This is a genomic window from Arthrobacter sp. FW306-07-I (genome assembly GCF_021800405.1).
In the GTDB taxonomy this organism is placed as follows: Bacteria; Actinomycetota; Actinomycetes; order Actinomycetales; family Micrococcaceae; genus Arthrobacter.
On sequence record NZ_CP084550.1, the window covers coordinates 4,345,972 to 4,360,501 of the forward strand.

The window sequence follows — 14,530 nt, forward strand, 5'->3', positions numbered from 1 at the left end:
CGCCCTAGTGCGTAGCCCGAAGACGGACGAGGGTTTCCTGCAACAACACGCCTGTTTCCTCGTCCAGTCCCAGGAGGGGCACCATGGCCACCGCCTGTTCCCGAAGGTGGTCCCACCCGTCGATGCACCGAATGCCCATGGCCTCTGCGCAGGCCACGCTGGCGGTGGTGTGGCGGGCGTATACGAAGTCGTACAGGACAGCGTCGGGCGCCAGGGCAGCACCACCCCAGGCCGCCGGATCGGAGGTGCTCTTTCCGATGGGCGTGGCGTTGACGATCAGGGAGGCATCAGCGGCGGCATCGCGGGCTTGCTCCCATGTGATGGCGTGCGCCTCGAGGCCCAGTTGGCACGCAAGTTCCAGCAGTGCGGCGGAAGCGCGGGGATCGCGGTCCGTGATGGACACGGTCCCCACGTTTTCCCGGATGGAAATGAGGGCTGCGCGGGCGGCTCCCCCGGCCCCGAGCAGGAGGGCGTGGCGCTGGTAGGCGGTCCCCAGCAGTTCGCGGGCAGCGGTGATGTCGGTGTTGTGGGCCTCCAACCTTTCGCCTGCCCGCACCAGCAGGTTGCAGGCACCGCTCAGCCTCACGGACCCGTCGGCAACATCAGCGGTTTCCGCCGCCCAGTGCTTATGCGGCATGGTCACGTTCGCCGCCACCAGGTCCGGGTCCAAGAGCTCTCTGCGGACCTGCGCCAGGTCGCCATCCGGTGGCACATCCCATGCCTCATACCTCCAGCCGTTGCCCAGCCGGGCCAGGACGGGATTCCAAAGCGCGGGGGACATGGCCTGGGAAGCAGCTGACCCGATCAGGACCAGGCGGGAAGCGTGAACGCGCGGTTCCATACGTGGCTCCACCTTTCGCAGAGATTGGCGTTGTGATTGGCGTCACCGGCTAGTATCCTCTTTTTAGGCGCATTTCGCACACTTGTTCGCTATGCGTACAGATTAGAAAAGATTCCCACCTTCAGCGTGGAAGGAACCCCACAATGACCAACATCGCAACAGGAGCCCAGGCGACGCCGGAGGCGCAGCGCCGTCTCAAGCGCGCAAAGAAGGCAGCGTTGGCAGCCTTCCTCGGCGGCGCGCTGGAGTACTACGACTTCTTCATCTATGCCACTGCCGCCTCCCTCGTCTTCTCGAAGATCTTCTTCCCCGCGGGCGACCCCACCGTGGCGCTTATCGCGTCCTTCGCCACGTTCGGTGTCGCCTACGTCGCGAGGCCGTTCGGCGCAGTGGTGTTCGGCCACCTGGGTGACAAGATCGGCCGCAAGAACACCCTCGTTCTCACCCTGGTCCTGATGGGCAGCGCCACGTTCCTGATCGGCGCGCTGCCGGACTTCAGCGTGGCGGGCTACTGGGCCCCGGCACTGCTGGTGGTGCTTCGTCTGATGCAGGGCCTGTCCGCCGGCGCCGAGACGGCCGGCGCCTCGGCATTGTCCACCGAGGAAGCCCCTGAAGGCCGCCGCGGTTTCTTCGCCAGCTTCGCCATGAGCGGCATCTCGGCCGGCATCGTGCTGGCATCCCTGGCCTTCCTTCCTGTTGCCGCCATGAGCGAGGCGGACCGCCTTGCCTGGGGATGGCGGATCCCCTTCTGGCTCTCCCTCGTAGTCCTGATCGTGGCCTACCTGGTGCGCCGCTCCCTGGAGGAGCCGGAGGTTTTCGAGGAAAAGCATGACCACGGCGAACTGGTAAAGCTGCCCTTCGCCAAGATGTTCCAGACCCACCCCGCCCAGTTCTTCCAGGTGGCGCTGATGTCCTTCGAGACCGTCACCAACACGTTCATGCAGTCCTTTGGCCTCGCCTACGCGGTTTCGGTGGGCGTCCCGGCCTCCACCATGCTTTGGGTGAGCATCCTCGGCAACGTCCTGGCGATCGGCAGCCAGCCCCTGATGGCACGATGGTCCGACAGCCTTGGCCGGCGTCCCATCTTCATCGGGGGCGTGCTCGGTTCCGGCGCCATGATCTTCATCTACTTCTGGGTGATCTCCACCGGGAACATCCCCATGATCTTCCTGACCAGCACGCTGATCACGGCCGGAACCTACGCCATGTCCAATGCCATCTACCCGGCCTGGTTCTCGGAGCTGTTCAACGTGAAGGTCCGCTACTCAGGCATGGCGATCGGACTCCAGATCGGAATCCTGTGCGCCGGTTTCACCCCGCTGCTGGGCACCGCCCTGGTGGGAGCGGACAAGGCCAACTGGGGACCGGCAGCCTGGATCGTGGCAGGTTCTTCGGTCCTCGCCGTGGCGGGTGCCTGGTGGGCCCGCGAGACAGCCAAGACCCCGCTCCGGGAGCTGGGCAACCACGTGCGGTAGGGGCCCTTCCAGCCACGCAGCAAACAGGAAGAGGCCGACGGCGGGAAGCACCCGCCGTCGGCCTCCTGCCTTAAGGGGACTGCTGTCCGCGGGCCGGCGTACCTCCTGCCAGCCGATAGGAATCCTCGAGCAGTTCCGCCAGAAGCGCCGCGTCAATGCGTTCCATGCGGACCAGCACCAGCAAGGGTGAGCGTTCGTGGTGCGCAGTCCAGAAGAAGGTCTCCGGCTCGGTCCCTGCCAGCGCGTGGCGCTCCCCGGTCTTGACGGTGAGGACGCCGGGCTCCCAGATTCGGGCCACCAGGGTTCTGGCAAACCACGCCGGCTGTCCCCAACTGGACCGTTCCGTCACGCCCGGCAGGGCAAGGGCAGCCTGCCTGACCTCGTCCTCGCTGACCATGCATCCGAGTCTGCCCCCGGGTAGGGCGGCGGGACAAGGTCACATACCGCTGGCGGCGATCTATCCCCGGGCGGTGAGGTCTGCGGAAATCAGCTTGGCGGTGGCCACGATCTCTCGCGTGACCGATGCCAGGTAGGCGTCCGGGTCCGGCTTGGCCTCCACGGACTGGGCCTGCAGGGAGACGTTTACGGCCGCCACCACCTTGGTTCCGTCGTACACGGGCGCCGCAACGGACATCAGCCCCAGTTCCAGTTCCTGGTTGAGCAGGCACCAGCCCTGCGCCCGCACGGTTTCCAGCACCCCCAGCAACTCCGGGACGCTTCCCAGGGCGCGGGGAGTTAACGGCTTCACCTCGGCCGCCGCCAGGTAAGCCTTGAGTTCCGCGGGCGGGAGTGCCGCGAGCAGTACCCTGCCCATGGATGTGGCATAGGCCGGGAAACGGGTGCCCACGGTGATCCCGATGGTCATGATCCGGCGGGTGGTCACGCGGGCAACGTACGCAATGTCCGTGCCGTCCAGCACCGCAGCGGAGGTGGACTCGCCCAGCTTGAGGGACAGTTCCTCCAGATGCGGCTGGGCCAGCTGCGGCAGGGATAGGCCGGAGAGGTACGCGTACCCCAACTGCAGGACCTTGGCCGTCAGCGCGAACGTCTTGCCGTCGGTCCTGACATAGCCCAGCTCCACGAGGGTGTGCAGGAACCGGCGGGCGGTGGCGCGGGTCAGCCCGGTGCGGGACGCCACTTCCGTGAGCGTCATGACGGGGCGGTCGGCGTCGAAGGCACGGATCACGGCCAGGCCCCGCGCCAGCGACTGGACGTACTGGTCGCTGGCCTGCGGCGGCTGGGTGTCCGTGCGGACGGCGTCGGTCATGGTTACCAATCCTAGGTGGCGCTTCCGACGGCGGCGGCGGCCTTGAGCGGGACGGGTACCAGTTCCTGGAGTTCTTCGAGGGTGCAGCCGAAGGTTTCACGCACGGTAATGCCCTCGGGCCCCGTCAGGAACACGGCCTTGTCCGTGTAAACGCGGGTCACGCACCCCACGCCGGTGACGGGGTAGGTGCAGGACTCCACGATCTTGGAGGCGCCTTCGCGGGTCAGGAGGGTCATCATGACGAATACGTCCTTGGCGCCGGTGGCCAGGTCCATGGCACCACCGACGGCGGGAATGGCACCCGGTGCCCCGGTGTGCCAGTTGGCGAGGTCGCCAGTGACCGATACCTGGAACGCACCGAGCACGCAGATGTCCAGGTGCCCGCCGCGCATCATTGCGAAGGAGTCGGCGTGGTGGAAGTACGAGGCGCCGGGGAGTTCGGTGACGGGGATCTTTCCGGCGTTGATGAGGTCCTCGTCGATCTCATCGCCCTGGGCTTCGGGACCCATCCCGAGCATGCCGTTCTCCGTGTGGAGGGTGATGTTCTGTTCCTCGGTGAGGTAGTTGGACACCAGCGTGGGCTGCCCGATGCCGAGGTTCACAAAGGACCCGGGCGCGATGTCCCTGGCCACGAGCCGGGCCAGGTCATCCCGGCCCAGGGGCGTCGCCGAGGTCTGGAGGGACGTTTCGGTCAGGCTCATCTCAGGCCACCTTCGGGTTTGTGCTTGCAGCGGGGTTGCCGCTGCCGGCAACTTTGACGATGGTGTTGACGTAGATTCCCGGAGTCACCACGTTTTCGGGGTCCAGCCCGCCGGTGGGGACGATCTCCGAGACCTGGGCAATGGTGTGCTTCGCCGCGGCGGCCATGATCGGGCCGAAGTTCCGGGCCGTCTTGCGGTAGACGAGGTTACCCTTGCCGTCCGCCTTCAATGCCTTGATGAGGGCGACGTCGGCGTGGATGGGGGTCTCGAAGACCTGCCACTTGCCGTCCAGGAAGCGGGTTTCCTTACCCTCGGCGAGCATGGTGCCGTACCCGGTGGGGGTGAAGAACCCCCCGATCCCGGCTCCGGCGGCACGGATGCGTTCGGCCAGGTTGCCTTGGGGCACCAGTTCGAGCTCAATCTCACCGGCTTTGTACTTGGTGTCGAAGTGCCAGGAATCGGACTGCCGGGGGAAGGAGCAGATCATCTTCTTCACCCGGCCCTCCTTGATTAGCAGGGCCAGGCCCTGGTCGCCCTGGCCTGCGTTGTTGTTCACCACGGTCAGGTCGGTGGCACCGCATTCGAGCAGCGCATCGATCAGTTCGAACGGCTGGCCGGCGTTGCCGAACCCGCCGATCATCACGGTTGATCCGTCCTTGATTTCGGCCACGGCGGCCTGGACGGAGTCGACAAAGTTCAGCATTACTGGTCCTTTCCAGCGGTATTTCCGGAAGCAGTCACGTTCTCAAGCACCACGGCCAGGCCCTGGCCCACACCGATGCAGATCGCGGCCACGCCCCAACGTTCGCCGGAGGCCTGCAGCGACCGGGCGAGCGTGCCCAGGATGCGGGTGCCGGACGCGCCCAGCGGGTGGCCCATGGCGATGGCGCCGCCGTGCCGGTTCACGATGGCGGGGTCGATGCCCCAGGCGTTGATGCAGGCCAGCGACTGCGCGGCGAACGCTTCGTTAAGTTCGACGGCGCCCACCTGGTCCCAGCCGATGCCCGCCTTAGCCAGGGCCTTGTTCGCCGCCTCGACCGGGGCGTAGCCGAAGTACTGGGGATCGTTGGCGTGTGCGCCGCGTCCGGCGATCCGGGCCAGCGGCTCCAGCCCCAGCAGCCCAGCGGCAGCCTCACTGCCGATCCAGGCCGCGGAGGCGCCGTCGGACAGCGGCGATGCGTTACCCGCGGTGACCGTCCCGCCCACCTCGGCGCCCTCGGGCTCCTTGCGGAACACCGTCTTCAACGCGGCCAGCTTCTCGGCAGTGGAGCCGGGGCGGATGCCCTCATCACGGACCAGGTCCGTGCCCGGGACCGGGGCCACCAGGTTGTCGTAGAACCCCTCGTCCCAGGCCGCAGCGGCACGGTTGTGCGAATCGGCCGCGAACTCGTCCTGCGCCTGCCGGGTCACGCCGTACTTCTCACGCAGCCGCTCGGTGGCCTCGCCCAGGGAAATGGTCCACTCCTTGGGCATCGCCTTGTTCACCAGGCGCCAGCCCAGGGTGGTGGAGGCCAGGGTCATGTCCCCGGCCGGGTACGGCTTCTCGGTCTTGGGCAGCACCCACGGGGCCCGGGACATGGACTCCACACCGCCCACGAGCATCAGGTCGGCGTCGCCGGCGTTGATCTGGCGGGAGGCGATGATCGCCGCGTCCAGCGACGAGCCGCACAGCCGGTTGACCGTAGTGCCGGGGATGGACACGGGAAGACCGGCCAGAAGGGTGCCCATCCGGGCCACGTTGCGGTTCTCCTCACCGGCGCCGTTGGCGTTGCCGAACACCACCTCATCAATCCGCTCCGGATCAAGCGAAGGGGCCCGCCTCACGGACTCCCTGATCACATGCGCGGCAAGATCGTCCGGGCGGACGGAGGCAAGGCCGGAGCCGAACTTGCCAAACGGGGTGCGCACGGCGTCGTACACAAAAGCCTGGTTCATGATTCCTCTGGTTCTCTGGGCCCAACTGACTGGCACTTGTTGTCGTTTTGGGGGCCCAAAACGACAACTGCTGCGAGCTAGTTGGGAGGGGTGGGGTTGGTGTCGGGGACCGCAGGTTCTTCATGCGTGGTGTCGATCTCGCGAAAGACCTGCTGGGCGGTCTTGAAGGCAGTATTGGCGGAGGGGACGCCGCAGTAGATGGCGGTCTGGAGCAGGATTTCCTTGATCTCGTCCCGGCTCAGGCCGTTGTGGAGGGCGGCGCGGATATGCATGGCCAGTTCCTCCCAGTGCCCGTGCGCCACCATGGCGGTGATGGTCACGGCCGAGCGCATCTGGCGCGGGAGCCCCGGACGGGTCCAGATGCCACCCCAGGCAATGCGGGTGATCATGTCCTGGAAGTCCTCGGTGAACTCATCCTTGTTGGCGTTGGCCCGGTCCACGTGCGCGTCGCCCAGGACTTCGCGCCGGACTGCCATGCCGCCGTCGTAAATCTCCTGGCTGGTGGCGCCCGGCTGGACCACGCCGTGACGCTCCAGGCCCGGACGTTCGGCGCCGCTCACTTGGCTGCCGCCCGGGATTCGGCCCAGCTGATCAGGCTGCGCATGAGGTCCGCCACGTGCGCGGGCGCCTCGGCGGGCGCCAGGTGGGAGATGCCCTCGATTGTCACGGCGGTGGCGGTGCCGCCGCCGGCAGTGATTCCCGCGGCCACTTCCTCCGCCATGGCGGGAGTGGCCACGCCGTCCAGCGCGCCGGCGATGACCTGGGTCGGAACGGTGATGCTGCCGAGCTCGTTCCGGACGTCAAAGGCTGCCAGGGCTTCACAGCAGAAGGCGTAGCTGAAGCGGTCGGCGTCGCGCAGGGCGTGCAGGAGCCGGCTGCTGAACTCGGGTTCGCGGTCCATGAAGCCCGGGGCGAACCAGCGCTGCGCGGAGCCCTGGATCATCACGGGCGTGCCCTGGGTGCGGACGGTTTCTGCCCGCTCCAGCCAACCTTCCGGCGTGCCGATCTTGGCCCCGCTGTTCTGCACGGACAGGCTTTTGAGCCGCTCCCCGTGCTTGATGCCCAGCTGCAGGCCCACGGCGCCGCCCAGCGAAACACCCGCATAGTGGAAGTTGGCGCCGGGAGCGATGGAGTCGACCAGATCCACCACGGCGTCTGCAAGGTCCGCGACGTCAAAGGTTTCGGTGGCGGCGGGCGAGACGCCGTGGCCCGGAAGGTCCCAGGCCACTACGTCGTAGTCGTTGCCAAGCAGGGACGCCACCCTGTTCCACAGGATCGTGGACGTGCCCAGGGACGGGCCCGCCACCAGCAGGGGGTGGTCGCCAAGGGGCCGCTGGGGGGACAGCAGCGCTGCCTTCAAAGCCGGTCTAGCCACGGGAAGCTCCATTCGCGTCGGGGGAAACAAAGTCGGGGAAGGTGGCCAGGATGCGGCGCGCGATCTCCGCCGCCTGGCCCAGGTAGCTGGCCGGATCCAGGAGTTCCTCCAGCCGTGCGTCGGTGACGACGGCGGAGGGGACAGCTTCACGGAGCAGCTTCCGGTACGCGGCCCCCTGCTCAGTGGGGGGCGCCTGCAGCGTCTGGTCCACCACGTCCTGTAGTTGCTGCTTGCCGCTGCGGCCGTCCTTCTCCTCGAGCAGCGGTGCCACCGCTGCGCTGACGCCCTCGGCCAGCAGCAGCGGCCCGGCAAGGTCAAGGTCGCGGCGCATGGCGTCCGGGAATACCCGCAGCCCCTCGGCGAGTTCGCGGAGGGGCCCAGCGGCCCCAAGGGCGAGGGCCAGCAGCTGCCGGAGGGCCGGCCACTCCGCGTGCCAGGCTCCGTCCGGGCGCTCATCGTTGAAGTTGGCGGCGGCCACGTGCAGCTGCGCTGCCAGCTGCGGTGCCTGCAGTGCGGCGCTGCGGACCAGGACGGACAGCACGGGGTTCTGTTTCTGGGGCATGGCGGAGGAGACGCCGCGGCCGGCAGCGCGCGGTTCGGCGAGTTCTGCCACCTCGGGCCGGCTGAGGAACAGTACGTCCGCGGCGATTTTGCCAAAGGCGTCCAGCACGGAAGCCAGTGCATGGCCCAGGGACGTGATGGCCAGCCGGTTGGTGTGCCAGGGAGCGGCCGCCGGGGCCAGGCCCAGCTGCACCGCGAGGGCATCGGCCAGGCTGAATGGGGTGGCGGAGGAGCCCTCCGTCAGCACGGTGCCCGCAGCGAGCGTTCCAGCAGCCCCGCCGAATTGGACCGGGAACTCCAGTGCCTCCAGCTGGCGGCCCGCGGCGGCGACGCCCTGGAACCATTGCGCCGCCCGCAGCCCAAAGGTGAAGGGAAGGGAATGCTGGGTCAGGGTCCTGCCCACGCACAGCGTGTCCGTATGCTGCCCCGCCAGGGCGGCGAGCGCCGTCGTCGTACCCCTTATGTCTGCCAGCACGGCGTGGACGGTGTTGCGGGCCAGCAGCATGAGTGCGGTGTCGAGCACGTCCTGGCTGGTCAGGGACGTGTGGACGGCCTTCCCGGCACCGACCCCGGCGGTGTCCAGCGCGGCCACGTTTTTCCGGAGATCGGCCAGGAGGGGAATCACCGGGTTGCCGCCGCCCTGGGCGCGCAGCGCGATACCGGCCAGGTCGTAGCGCCCCGCCTCTGCGGCGGAAGCGACGACGGCGGCCGAACCGGCGGGTGCCAGGCCGGCCCGTTGCAGCACGGCTGCCCAGCCGGACTCGACGGCGAGGATGGCCGCCAGCACTGCCCGGTCCCCCGTCAGCGCTGCCACCAAAGGTGAGGCTGAGACGGGACTGAGCAGGCCGGCGTCGGCCTCTTCTGCGAAGGCGCGCAAGTCTCCCAAGGCGGCGGCGTGGGTCACTGGAAGTCCAGGAAGACCGTCTCGTCCTCACCTTGGAGACGGATGTCCCAGGTGAGGCCCCCGTCGGCGTCTCGGCGGGCGATGAGCGTCTTGCGGCGCTCCGGGTCCAGGGAGCTCAGCAGGGGGTCGTTGGCCAGGGCCTCGGTGTCCTCCGGCAGGTAGATGCGGGTGAACAGCCGGTTGGTGAGGCCACGGGCAAAGAGCGCCACGGAAATAAAGGGCGCTGCACCCGGCTTGGTGGGGCCGGGGTTGACGGTGGTGAAGGTGAACACGCCGGAGTTGCCCACGGCGCCGCGTCCCCAGCCGGTGAAGGTGTAGCCGTCGCGGACCAGGGAGCCGGTGCGCTGGACGATTTTGCCGTCGGCATCCGGCTGCCAGATCTCAAGGATGGCGTCCGGGATGGTGTGGCCGGCGCCGTCGTAGACCGTACCCTGCAGGCGGATGGAGCCCGGGAACCCGGCAGGGAGCAGCTCGTTATCCTTCTCGAACGGGAGGGCGTAGCCGTAGAACGGGCCCACGGTCTGCCCGGGGGTGGGTACCAGTTTGGTGCTCATGTCTACTCCTCGTCGCCTTCGGTGCCAAATGCTTCATTCTCGGTCCAGGTCCGCTTGGGGCCGGTCAGGACAATGTCCCAGTTGTACCCCAGCGCCCACTCCGGCTCGGTGAGGCTGTGGTCGTAGGTGGCCACCAGGCGGTCGCGGGCGTCCTGGTCCACGATGGTCTGGTAGATCGGGTCCAGCGGGAAGAGCTGGTCACCCGGGAAGTACATCTGGGTGATGATCCGCTGGGTAAACTCGCTGCCGAACAGCGAGAAGTGGATGTGCGCGGGCCGCCACGCGTTCAGGTGGTTCTTCCACGGGTACGCACCGGGCTTGATTGTGATGAACCGGTAGGAACCGTCCGGGCCGGTGATGCAGCGGCCGATGCCGGTGAAGTTGGGATCAATGGGGGCCGGGTGCTGGTCGCGCTTGTGGATGTAGCGGCCGGAGGAGTTGGCCTGCCAGATCTCCACGAGCTGGCCCGCCACGGGGCGACCGTCGCCGTCCAGGACCTTGCCGGACACGATGATCCGCTCACCCATCGGTTCGCCGTTGTGCTGGATGGTCAGGTCCGACTCCAGCGCATGCACGTCCTGGTGTCCGAACGCCGGCGAGAACAGCTCGATGGTCTCCGGGTCCGCATGCTGCAGGCTCTTGGTGGGGTGGCGCAGGATGCTGCTGCGGTAGGGCGGGTAGTCCAGCCGCGGCTGCGTTTCCTGCTGGGCGCCGTCCTTGAGGGCCCGCTGGTAGGCCTCGCCGATGGCGGTGATCTCTGCACTGAGGTCTGCCTGCGATTCGATGGCCTTGTCCAGCTGGTGGGCGGCCTTGGGTTCGGCCGGGGGCACGAGTTCCTCCGACTCCAGCTCCTCGGTGATGTTTTCCGGCACGGCTGGCTCCTTTCTGTTTTGTTCGTTTCCTGCTCTGGTCTAAGTGGTGCGGTGTGGCGTGCTGCGGTGCAGCGAGTCGTACTGGACCGCGTGGCGCACCGGCGCGTTGGGGGCGCCGTAGCCGTCGTAGTTGCCGCGGCGTTCCACCATTTCGAAGAACACGCTGCCCACCGTGGCGGTGTAGAAGTGCAGGAATTCTCCGTCAGCGTCCCGGTCGAACAGCAGGTTGAGCTCCTGCAGGGTGGCCAGGAAGTCCGGCTCGAGGTCGAACCGGGCGTCCAGGTCCTCGTAGTAGTTGGCCGGGATCTCCAGGAATTCAAGGCCGCGGTCCCTCGCAGCCCGGGCGGTTGCCACGAGGTCGTCCACGGCGAAGGCGATGTGTTCCTGGTAGGTCTTGCGGGCCTCGTTCCGTGCCTGCTGGATGGGGGCCAGGTTCAGCACCAGCCGCACCGCGCCGTCGGAGGTCTGCATCACCTGTGAGCGCACCAGGCCGCTGGGGCTGGGCACCTCGGCGAAGGGCTGGGGCTCCAGGGCCAGGGCACTGGTGTAGAAGAGGACGGCCTCATCAAAGTGCTGCCAGGGCTGGGCAAGGTTGACGTGGTCGATCACGGCACTGGACCCGGCTGATGGGTGTTCGAGCCCTTCCCCGAACTCATGCGTCCACGCTGCGGTGCCGTCCGGGCTGCCCTGGCAGAGGAAGATCTCGGTGGAGTCCGGCGCGGAGATGCCTTGGAACACTTCCTCGTCCGCCTGCACCTTGCGGGCCACCACGGGCGCCTTGAGCTGCTGGGCCCGGGCGGAGGCAATCACGGGGGAATCGACGTCGAACCCCAGCGCGGCGATGGCCGGTTCCGCGTGCTGCGCGGCCTGCTCGTTGATGATCACCCGCGCCTGGCCCATGGTCCACAGCTGGACGTCCTTGGTGCGGTGCCGGCCCTCGAACGCAAAACCCAGCTGGCCCAGCAACTTCTCCAGCTGCGCGGTATCGTCCGCCTTCACCTCGGCAAAGTTGAAGCCGGCGGGCTCGTTCACCTTGGGCAGCGTGGCCAGTTCCATGGGATAACGACGGCGGACCACGCCGCTGTTCCCCGCCGCACCTTCGGCTGGGGTGCCGGCCAGCCACTTGGCGCTCTGCTCCTCCAGCCAGATGAGCGAGCGCATGGCGTCCACGGCCGTACGCTCAACGTCGGACTGGCGGAAGACATCGTTGAAGACCTCGAGGGAGACGGGACCGGAGTAGCCTGCCCGGACCACGTGGCCCATGAACTTGGCCAGCTCGAACTGCCCCTCGCCGGGGAACACGCGGTAGTGGCGGCTCCAGGAGAGGACGTCCATGGAGAGCTTGGGGGCGTCCGCCACCTGGACAAAGAAGATCTTTTCGGGGTCAAAGGCCTCGATGTGGGAGGTCTCCCAGTCCCGGCTCAGGATGTGGAACGAGTCCAGGCAGGTTCCCAGGTTGGGGTGGTCCACCATCTCCACCAGGCGGTAGGCGTGCTCGTAGTCGTTGACGTACTTGCCCCAGGCCAGGGCCTCGTAGGCCACCTTGACGCCGTGGTCCCCGGCGAGGTTGGCAAGCTGCGCCAGCTGTTCGGCGCGGACGGCATCGTCGTCGATGGTGGCAGTGGCGACGTTGGAGCAGACCAGGATCGTGTCCATGCCAAGGCGCGCCATGAGCTTGAACTTGGCCTCGGCCCGCCGGAGGTTGGCCTTCAGCAGGTCCGGCGAGACGCCGTCGAAGTCCCTGAACGGCTGGTACAGGTCCAGGCCAAGGCCCAGGTCCGCCGCCATCTTCCGCACGTCCTCGGGGCTGAGCGGGGACGTGACCAGGTCCTGTTCAAAGATCTCGATCCCGTCGAAGCCGGCGATGGCGCAGGCCTGCATCTTTTCCTTCAGGGTCCCGGAGAGGCAGACGGTGGCGATTCCGGTGCGCATCAGGCGGCCACCTCCTCGACGGCCACGAGTTCCAGGAAGTGTGAGCGCATCCGGTCCGGATCCGCCTCCAGCCCGGTGAAGATCCGGAAGGCGTCGGCGGCCTGGCCTACCGCCATGCGGCCACCGTCCAGCACCTCGCAGCCCTTGGCGCGGGCGCCGCGGACCAGTTCGGTGTCGATGGGGCGGTAGACGATGTCCGCCACCCAGTGCCGGGGCTCCAGCAGGTCCAGGTCCAGCGGGACGCCGGGGTGGGCGGCCATGCCCACCGGGGTGCAGTGCACCAAACCGTCGGCCAGGGGCATGAGCTGCGGCAGCTCCGCCGTCGTGCCTGCCGTGACGGTGCTGTCCGGGAAAAAGGCCTGCAACTCGGCAGCCCGTGCGGTGGCCCGGGCGGGGTCCATGTCCACCAGGTCCAGCGTCCGCACGCCGGCGGTGAGCAGGGCGTAGGCCACCGCCGATCCGGCGCCGCCGGCACCAAGCTGCACCACACGGTCCAGGCGGGCGCCGGGAAGTCCGGCGGCGAGCGCCGCGGCGAAACCGGAGAAATCGGTGTTGTGGCCGATGAACCTGCCGTCGCGGATCACCACGGTGTTGACGGCGCCCAGGCGGCGGGCATCGGGGCTCACCTCGTCCAGGTGCTGCAGAACCAGCTGCTTACAGGGGTGGGTGATGTTCAGGCCGTTGAAGCCCAGGTTGCGGGCGCAGTTCAGGATGTCACCCACGGATTCCCCGGTGAGCCCCAGTTCAAGCAGGTCAATGGGCCGGTAGAGGTAGCGCAGGCCCTGCACATCACCTTCCCGTTCATGCATGGGCGGCGTGAGCGATGGCATCACACCATCACCAACCAGTCCCACCAGGTAGGACTCAGTTCGATTGCTCATGCGTGCAGCTCCTTTGGTACGGCACCGGGCAGCAGCGGAACTTGGGCCGCGCTGCGGGGTGATAGGGATTACGGTACATCAGCTGTTCACTTATCGCACCGTTGTTCTAGATACGAACATTGGCGGGTCAAGAGGGCGTAATGAAGCAGCCCGCTAGCGCTGCGGAAGCCGTGCTGCGAGCTCCGCAGCCGCCTCCTGCAGCAGGGGTACATGGGCAACCAGCTCATCCAGGCCCAGTCGGAAGACGGGCACGGCGGTGGCCAGGGAGGCAAAGGCATGTCCCTGGCTGTTGAGCAGCGGGACAGCCACGGCCCGCATGCCGGCCTCGTTTTCCTCATCCATGACGGCGTAGCCCTGCCTGCGGACCTTGTCGATTTCCGCACGGAAGGCGTCGCGGTCGGTGATGGACTTCCCGGTGAGCGCTTCCAGCGGCAGTTCGTCCAGCAGTTTTTCCCGTTCGGCGTCCTCGGCGAACGCCACAAGAGCTTTGCCGACGGCGGTGGCGGACAGGGAGCCCAAGTGGCCGGGGTCGCTGGTCACCCGGAAAGTCTGCGGGCCGTCCACCTTGCTCACGGTCAGGTGATGCAGGCCGTCGCGGACACTCAGGATGGTCGCTTCGCCGGTTTCGGCCGTCACCCGGCGGAGGACCGGCATGGCAGTGCCGGCAAAGCCGTGGTGGTTGGAGACCCGCTGCCCCAGCTGGAAGATCCGCAGGCCCAGGTGGTAGCGGCGGCCGTCCGGCTCGTAGTCGACGAAACCGTCGCGGGTCAGGGAGCCGAGCAGGCGGTAGGTGGTGCTGAACGGAAGTTCCGCCCGGCGGGAGATGTCTGCGGCGGTGGCGCCCCGCGGTTCCTCGCCCAGCAGGACGAGCAGGCCAAGGGCCTTGCCCACCATGTCTGTGCGGTCGGCGGGACGGGCAGCAACCCTTCCCTCCGGAGGCATGGCGTTGACAGGTTCCGCAGTGGGGGCGGCTACAGCGGAGTCGTCGTTGATCGCTGTGGTTTGGTTCACACTCATGACTCCATGTTGCCACAATGTGAGAGCTGCTTCTAGATGGTGATTATTTTTATTGACAGGTGACAGCCCTCACAGTCATAGTTTCTGTATCGCACAAGTAGCTCCCACCATGTGGCTATTTATGCCGGGTCTTTTCCGGACTCCAGCCGCATCGCGCCCCGCCCGCACCAAGGCAGCGGCGGCTGCGACCACCAGATCCATCCGCGACAATGTCG

The 14,530-nt window shown here is 67.5% G+C and carries 15 protein-coding genes; 1 reads left to right on the plus strand and 14 read right to left on the minus strand.

Translation table 11 applies throughout. The features are described 5' to 3' along the window. Nucleotides 1–4: 4 nt before the first annotated feature. Nucleotides 5–841, minus strand: a complete 837-nt coding sequence (locus tag LFT46_RS20175; protein ID WP_236820843.1) for a shikimate dehydrogenase family protein — start codon at nucleotides 839–841, stop codon at nucleotides 5–7. A gap of 143 nt (nucleotides 842–984) precedes the next feature. On the opposite strand from LFT46_RS20175, the gene LFT46_RS20180 reads away from it, so the two are divergent. Further along, nucleotides 985–2,316 carry an MFS transporter gene (locus LFT46_RS20180; protein ID WP_236820844.1) on the plus strand — a complete coding sequence of 444 codons (1,332 nt, stop codon included), beginning with the start codon at nucleotides 985–987 and terminating at the stop codon, nucleotides 2,314–2,316. Between the two features lie 70 nt (nucleotides 2,317–2,386). Here LFT46_RS20180 and LFT46_RS20185 read toward each other — a convergent pair whose 3' ends face one another. The 13 genes from LFT46_RS20185 to LFT46_RS20245 form a co-directional block, all read right to left on the minus strand. Beyond that, complete coding sequence (locus LFT46_RS20185) at nucleotides 2,387–2,713, minus strand: MmcQ/YjbR family DNA-binding protein (RefSeq protein ID WP_236820845.1); 327 nt, start codon at nucleotides 2,711–2,713, stop codon at nucleotides 2,387–2,389. A 60-nt stretch (nucleotides 2,714–2,773) separates the two neighbouring features. Beyond that, nucleotides 2,774–3,583 (minus strand): IclR family transcriptional regulator domain-containing protein, encoded by an 810-nt coding sequence (locus LFT46_RS20190; RefSeq protein WP_236820846.1) that lies wholly within the window; start codon nucleotides 3,581–3,583, stop codon nucleotides 2,774–2,776. 11 nt (nucleotides 3,584–3,594) lie between these two features. After that, nucleotides 3,595–4,284, minus strand: a complete 690-nt coding sequence (locus tag LFT46_RS20195) for a 3-oxoacid CoA-transferase subunit B (RefSeq protein ID WP_236820847.1) — start codon at nucleotides 4,282–4,284, stop codon at nucleotides 3,595–3,597. A 1-nt stretch (nucleotide 4,285) separates the two neighbouring features. Continuing rightward, the gene (locus tag LFT46_RS20200; protein ID WP_236800300.1) at nucleotides 4,286–4,987 is read right to left on the minus strand and encodes a 3-oxoacid CoA-transferase subunit A; all 702 of its coding nucleotides are present in this window, start codon (nucleotides 4,985–4,987) and stop codon (nucleotides 4,286–4,288) included. Beyond that, nucleotides 4,987–6,219, minus strand: a complete 1,233-nt coding sequence (locus LFT46_RS20205) for a thiolase family protein (protein ID WP_236820848.1) — start codon at nucleotides 6,217–6,219, stop codon at nucleotides 4,987–4,989. The genes LFT46_RS20200 and LFT46_RS20205 overlap by 1 nt, the downstream gene beginning before the upstream one ends. A 77-nt stretch (nucleotides 6,220–6,296) precedes the next feature. Beyond that, nucleotides 6,297–6,779: a 4-carboxymuconolactone decarboxylase gene (gene pcaC, locus LFT46_RS20210; RefSeq protein WP_236800302.1), complete on the minus strand. Its 483-nt coding sequence runs from the start codon at nucleotides 6,777–6,779 to the stop codon at nucleotides 6,297–6,299. Beyond that, a complete protein-coding gene (locus LFT46_RS20215; protein WP_236820849.1) occupies nucleotides 6,776–7,594 on the minus strand; it encodes an alpha/beta fold hydrolase in 819 nt (272 codons plus the stop codon). The genes pcaC and LFT46_RS20215 overlap by 4 nt, the downstream gene beginning before the upstream one ends. After that, nucleotides 7,587–9,059 carry a lyase family protein gene (locus tag LFT46_RS20220; RefSeq protein WP_236820850.1) on the minus strand — a complete coding sequence of 491 codons (1,473 nt, stop codon included), beginning with the start codon at nucleotides 9,057–9,059 and terminating at the stop codon, nucleotides 7,587–7,589. Before LFT46_RS20220 ends, LFT46_RS20215 begins: the two co-directional genes overlap by 8 nt. Next, nucleotides 9,056–9,613 carry a protocatechuate 3,4-dioxygenase subunit alpha gene (gene pcaG / locus LFT46_RS20225; RefSeq protein ID WP_236820851.1) on the minus strand — a complete coding sequence of 186 codons (558 nt, stop codon included), beginning with the start codon at nucleotides 9,611–9,613 and terminating at the stop codon, nucleotides 9,056–9,058. Before pcaG ends, LFT46_RS20220 begins: the two co-directional genes overlap by 4 nt. 2 nt (nucleotides 9,614–9,615) lie before the next feature. Beyond that, complete coding sequence (gene pcaH, locus LFT46_RS20230; protein ID WP_236820852.1) at nucleotides 9,616–10,485, minus strand: protocatechuate 3,4-dioxygenase subunit beta; 870 nt, start codon at nucleotides 10,483–10,485, stop codon at nucleotides 9,616–9,618. Nucleotides 10,486–10,524: 39 nt separating this feature from the next. Then, entirely contained in the window at nucleotides 10,525–12,417 is a 1,893-nt protein-coding gene (locus LFT46_RS20235; protein ID WP_236820853.1) for a bifunctional sugar phosphate isomerase/epimerase/4-hydroxyphenylpyruvate dioxygenase family protein, read from the minus strand. After that, nucleotides 12,417–13,298: a shikimate dehydrogenase gene (locus LFT46_RS20240; RefSeq protein ID WP_236820854.1), complete on the minus strand. Its 882-nt coding sequence runs from the start codon at nucleotides 13,296–13,298 to the stop codon at nucleotides 12,417–12,419. Before LFT46_RS20240 ends, LFT46_RS20235 begins: the two co-directional genes overlap by 1 nt. A gap of 153 nt (nucleotides 13,299–13,451) precedes the next feature. After that, on the minus strand, nucleotides 13,452–14,315 hold the full coding sequence (locus LFT46_RS20245) for an IclR family transcriptional regulator (RefSeq protein ID WP_236820855.1): 864 nt from the start codon (nucleotides 14,313–14,315) through the stop codon (nucleotides 13,452–13,454). Nucleotides 14,316–14,530: the final 215 nt, after the last annotated feature.

Bases quoted from the DNA above. Each gene is read 5' to 3' on its own strand.
- LFT46_RS20240 (WP_236820854.1), bottom strand. From the start codon at position 13,298: ATGAGCAATCGAACTGAGTCCTACCTGGTGGGACTGGTTGGTGATGGT.
- pcaG (WP_236820851.1), bottom strand. From the start codon at position 9,613: ATGAGCACCAAACTGGTACCCACCCCCGGGCAGACCGTGGGCCCGTTC.
- LFT46_RS20195 (WP_236820847.1), bottom strand. From the start codon at position 4,284: ATGAGCCTGACCGAAACGTCCCTCCAGACCTCGGCGACGCCCCTGGGC.
- LFT46_RS20190 (WP_236820846.1), bottom strand. From the start codon at position 3,583: ATGACCGACGCCGTCCGCACGGACACCCAGCCGCCGCAGGCCAGCGAC.
- LFT46_RS20235 (WP_236820853.1), bottom strand. From the start codon at position 12,417: ATGCGCACCGGAATCGCCACCGTCTGCCTCTCCGGGACCCTGAAGGAA.
- LFT46_RS20175 (WP_236820843.1), bottom strand. From the start codon at position 841: ATGGAACCGCGCGTTCACGCTTCCCGCCTGGTCCTGATCGGGTCAGCT.
- LFT46_RS20200 (WP_236800300.1), bottom strand. From the start codon at position 4,987: ATGCTGAACTTTGTCGACTCCGTCCAGGCCGCCGTGGCCGAAATCAAG.
- LFT46_RS20205 (WP_236820848.1), bottom strand. From the start codon at position 6,219: ATGAACCAGGCTTTTGTGTACGACGCCGTGCGCACCCCGTTTGGCAAG.
- LFT46_RS20245 (WP_236820855.1), bottom strand. From the start codon at position 14,315: ATGAGTGTGAACCAAACCACAGCGATCAACGACGACTCCGCTGTAGCC.
- LFT46_RS20180 (WP_236820844.1), top strand. From the start codon at position 985: ATGACCAACATCGCAACAGGAGCCCAGGCGACGCCGGAGGCGCAGCGC.
- LFT46_RS20185 (WP_236820845.1), bottom strand. From the start codon at position 2,713: ATGGTCAGCGAGGACGAGGTCAGGCAGGCTGCCCTTGCCCTGCCGGGC.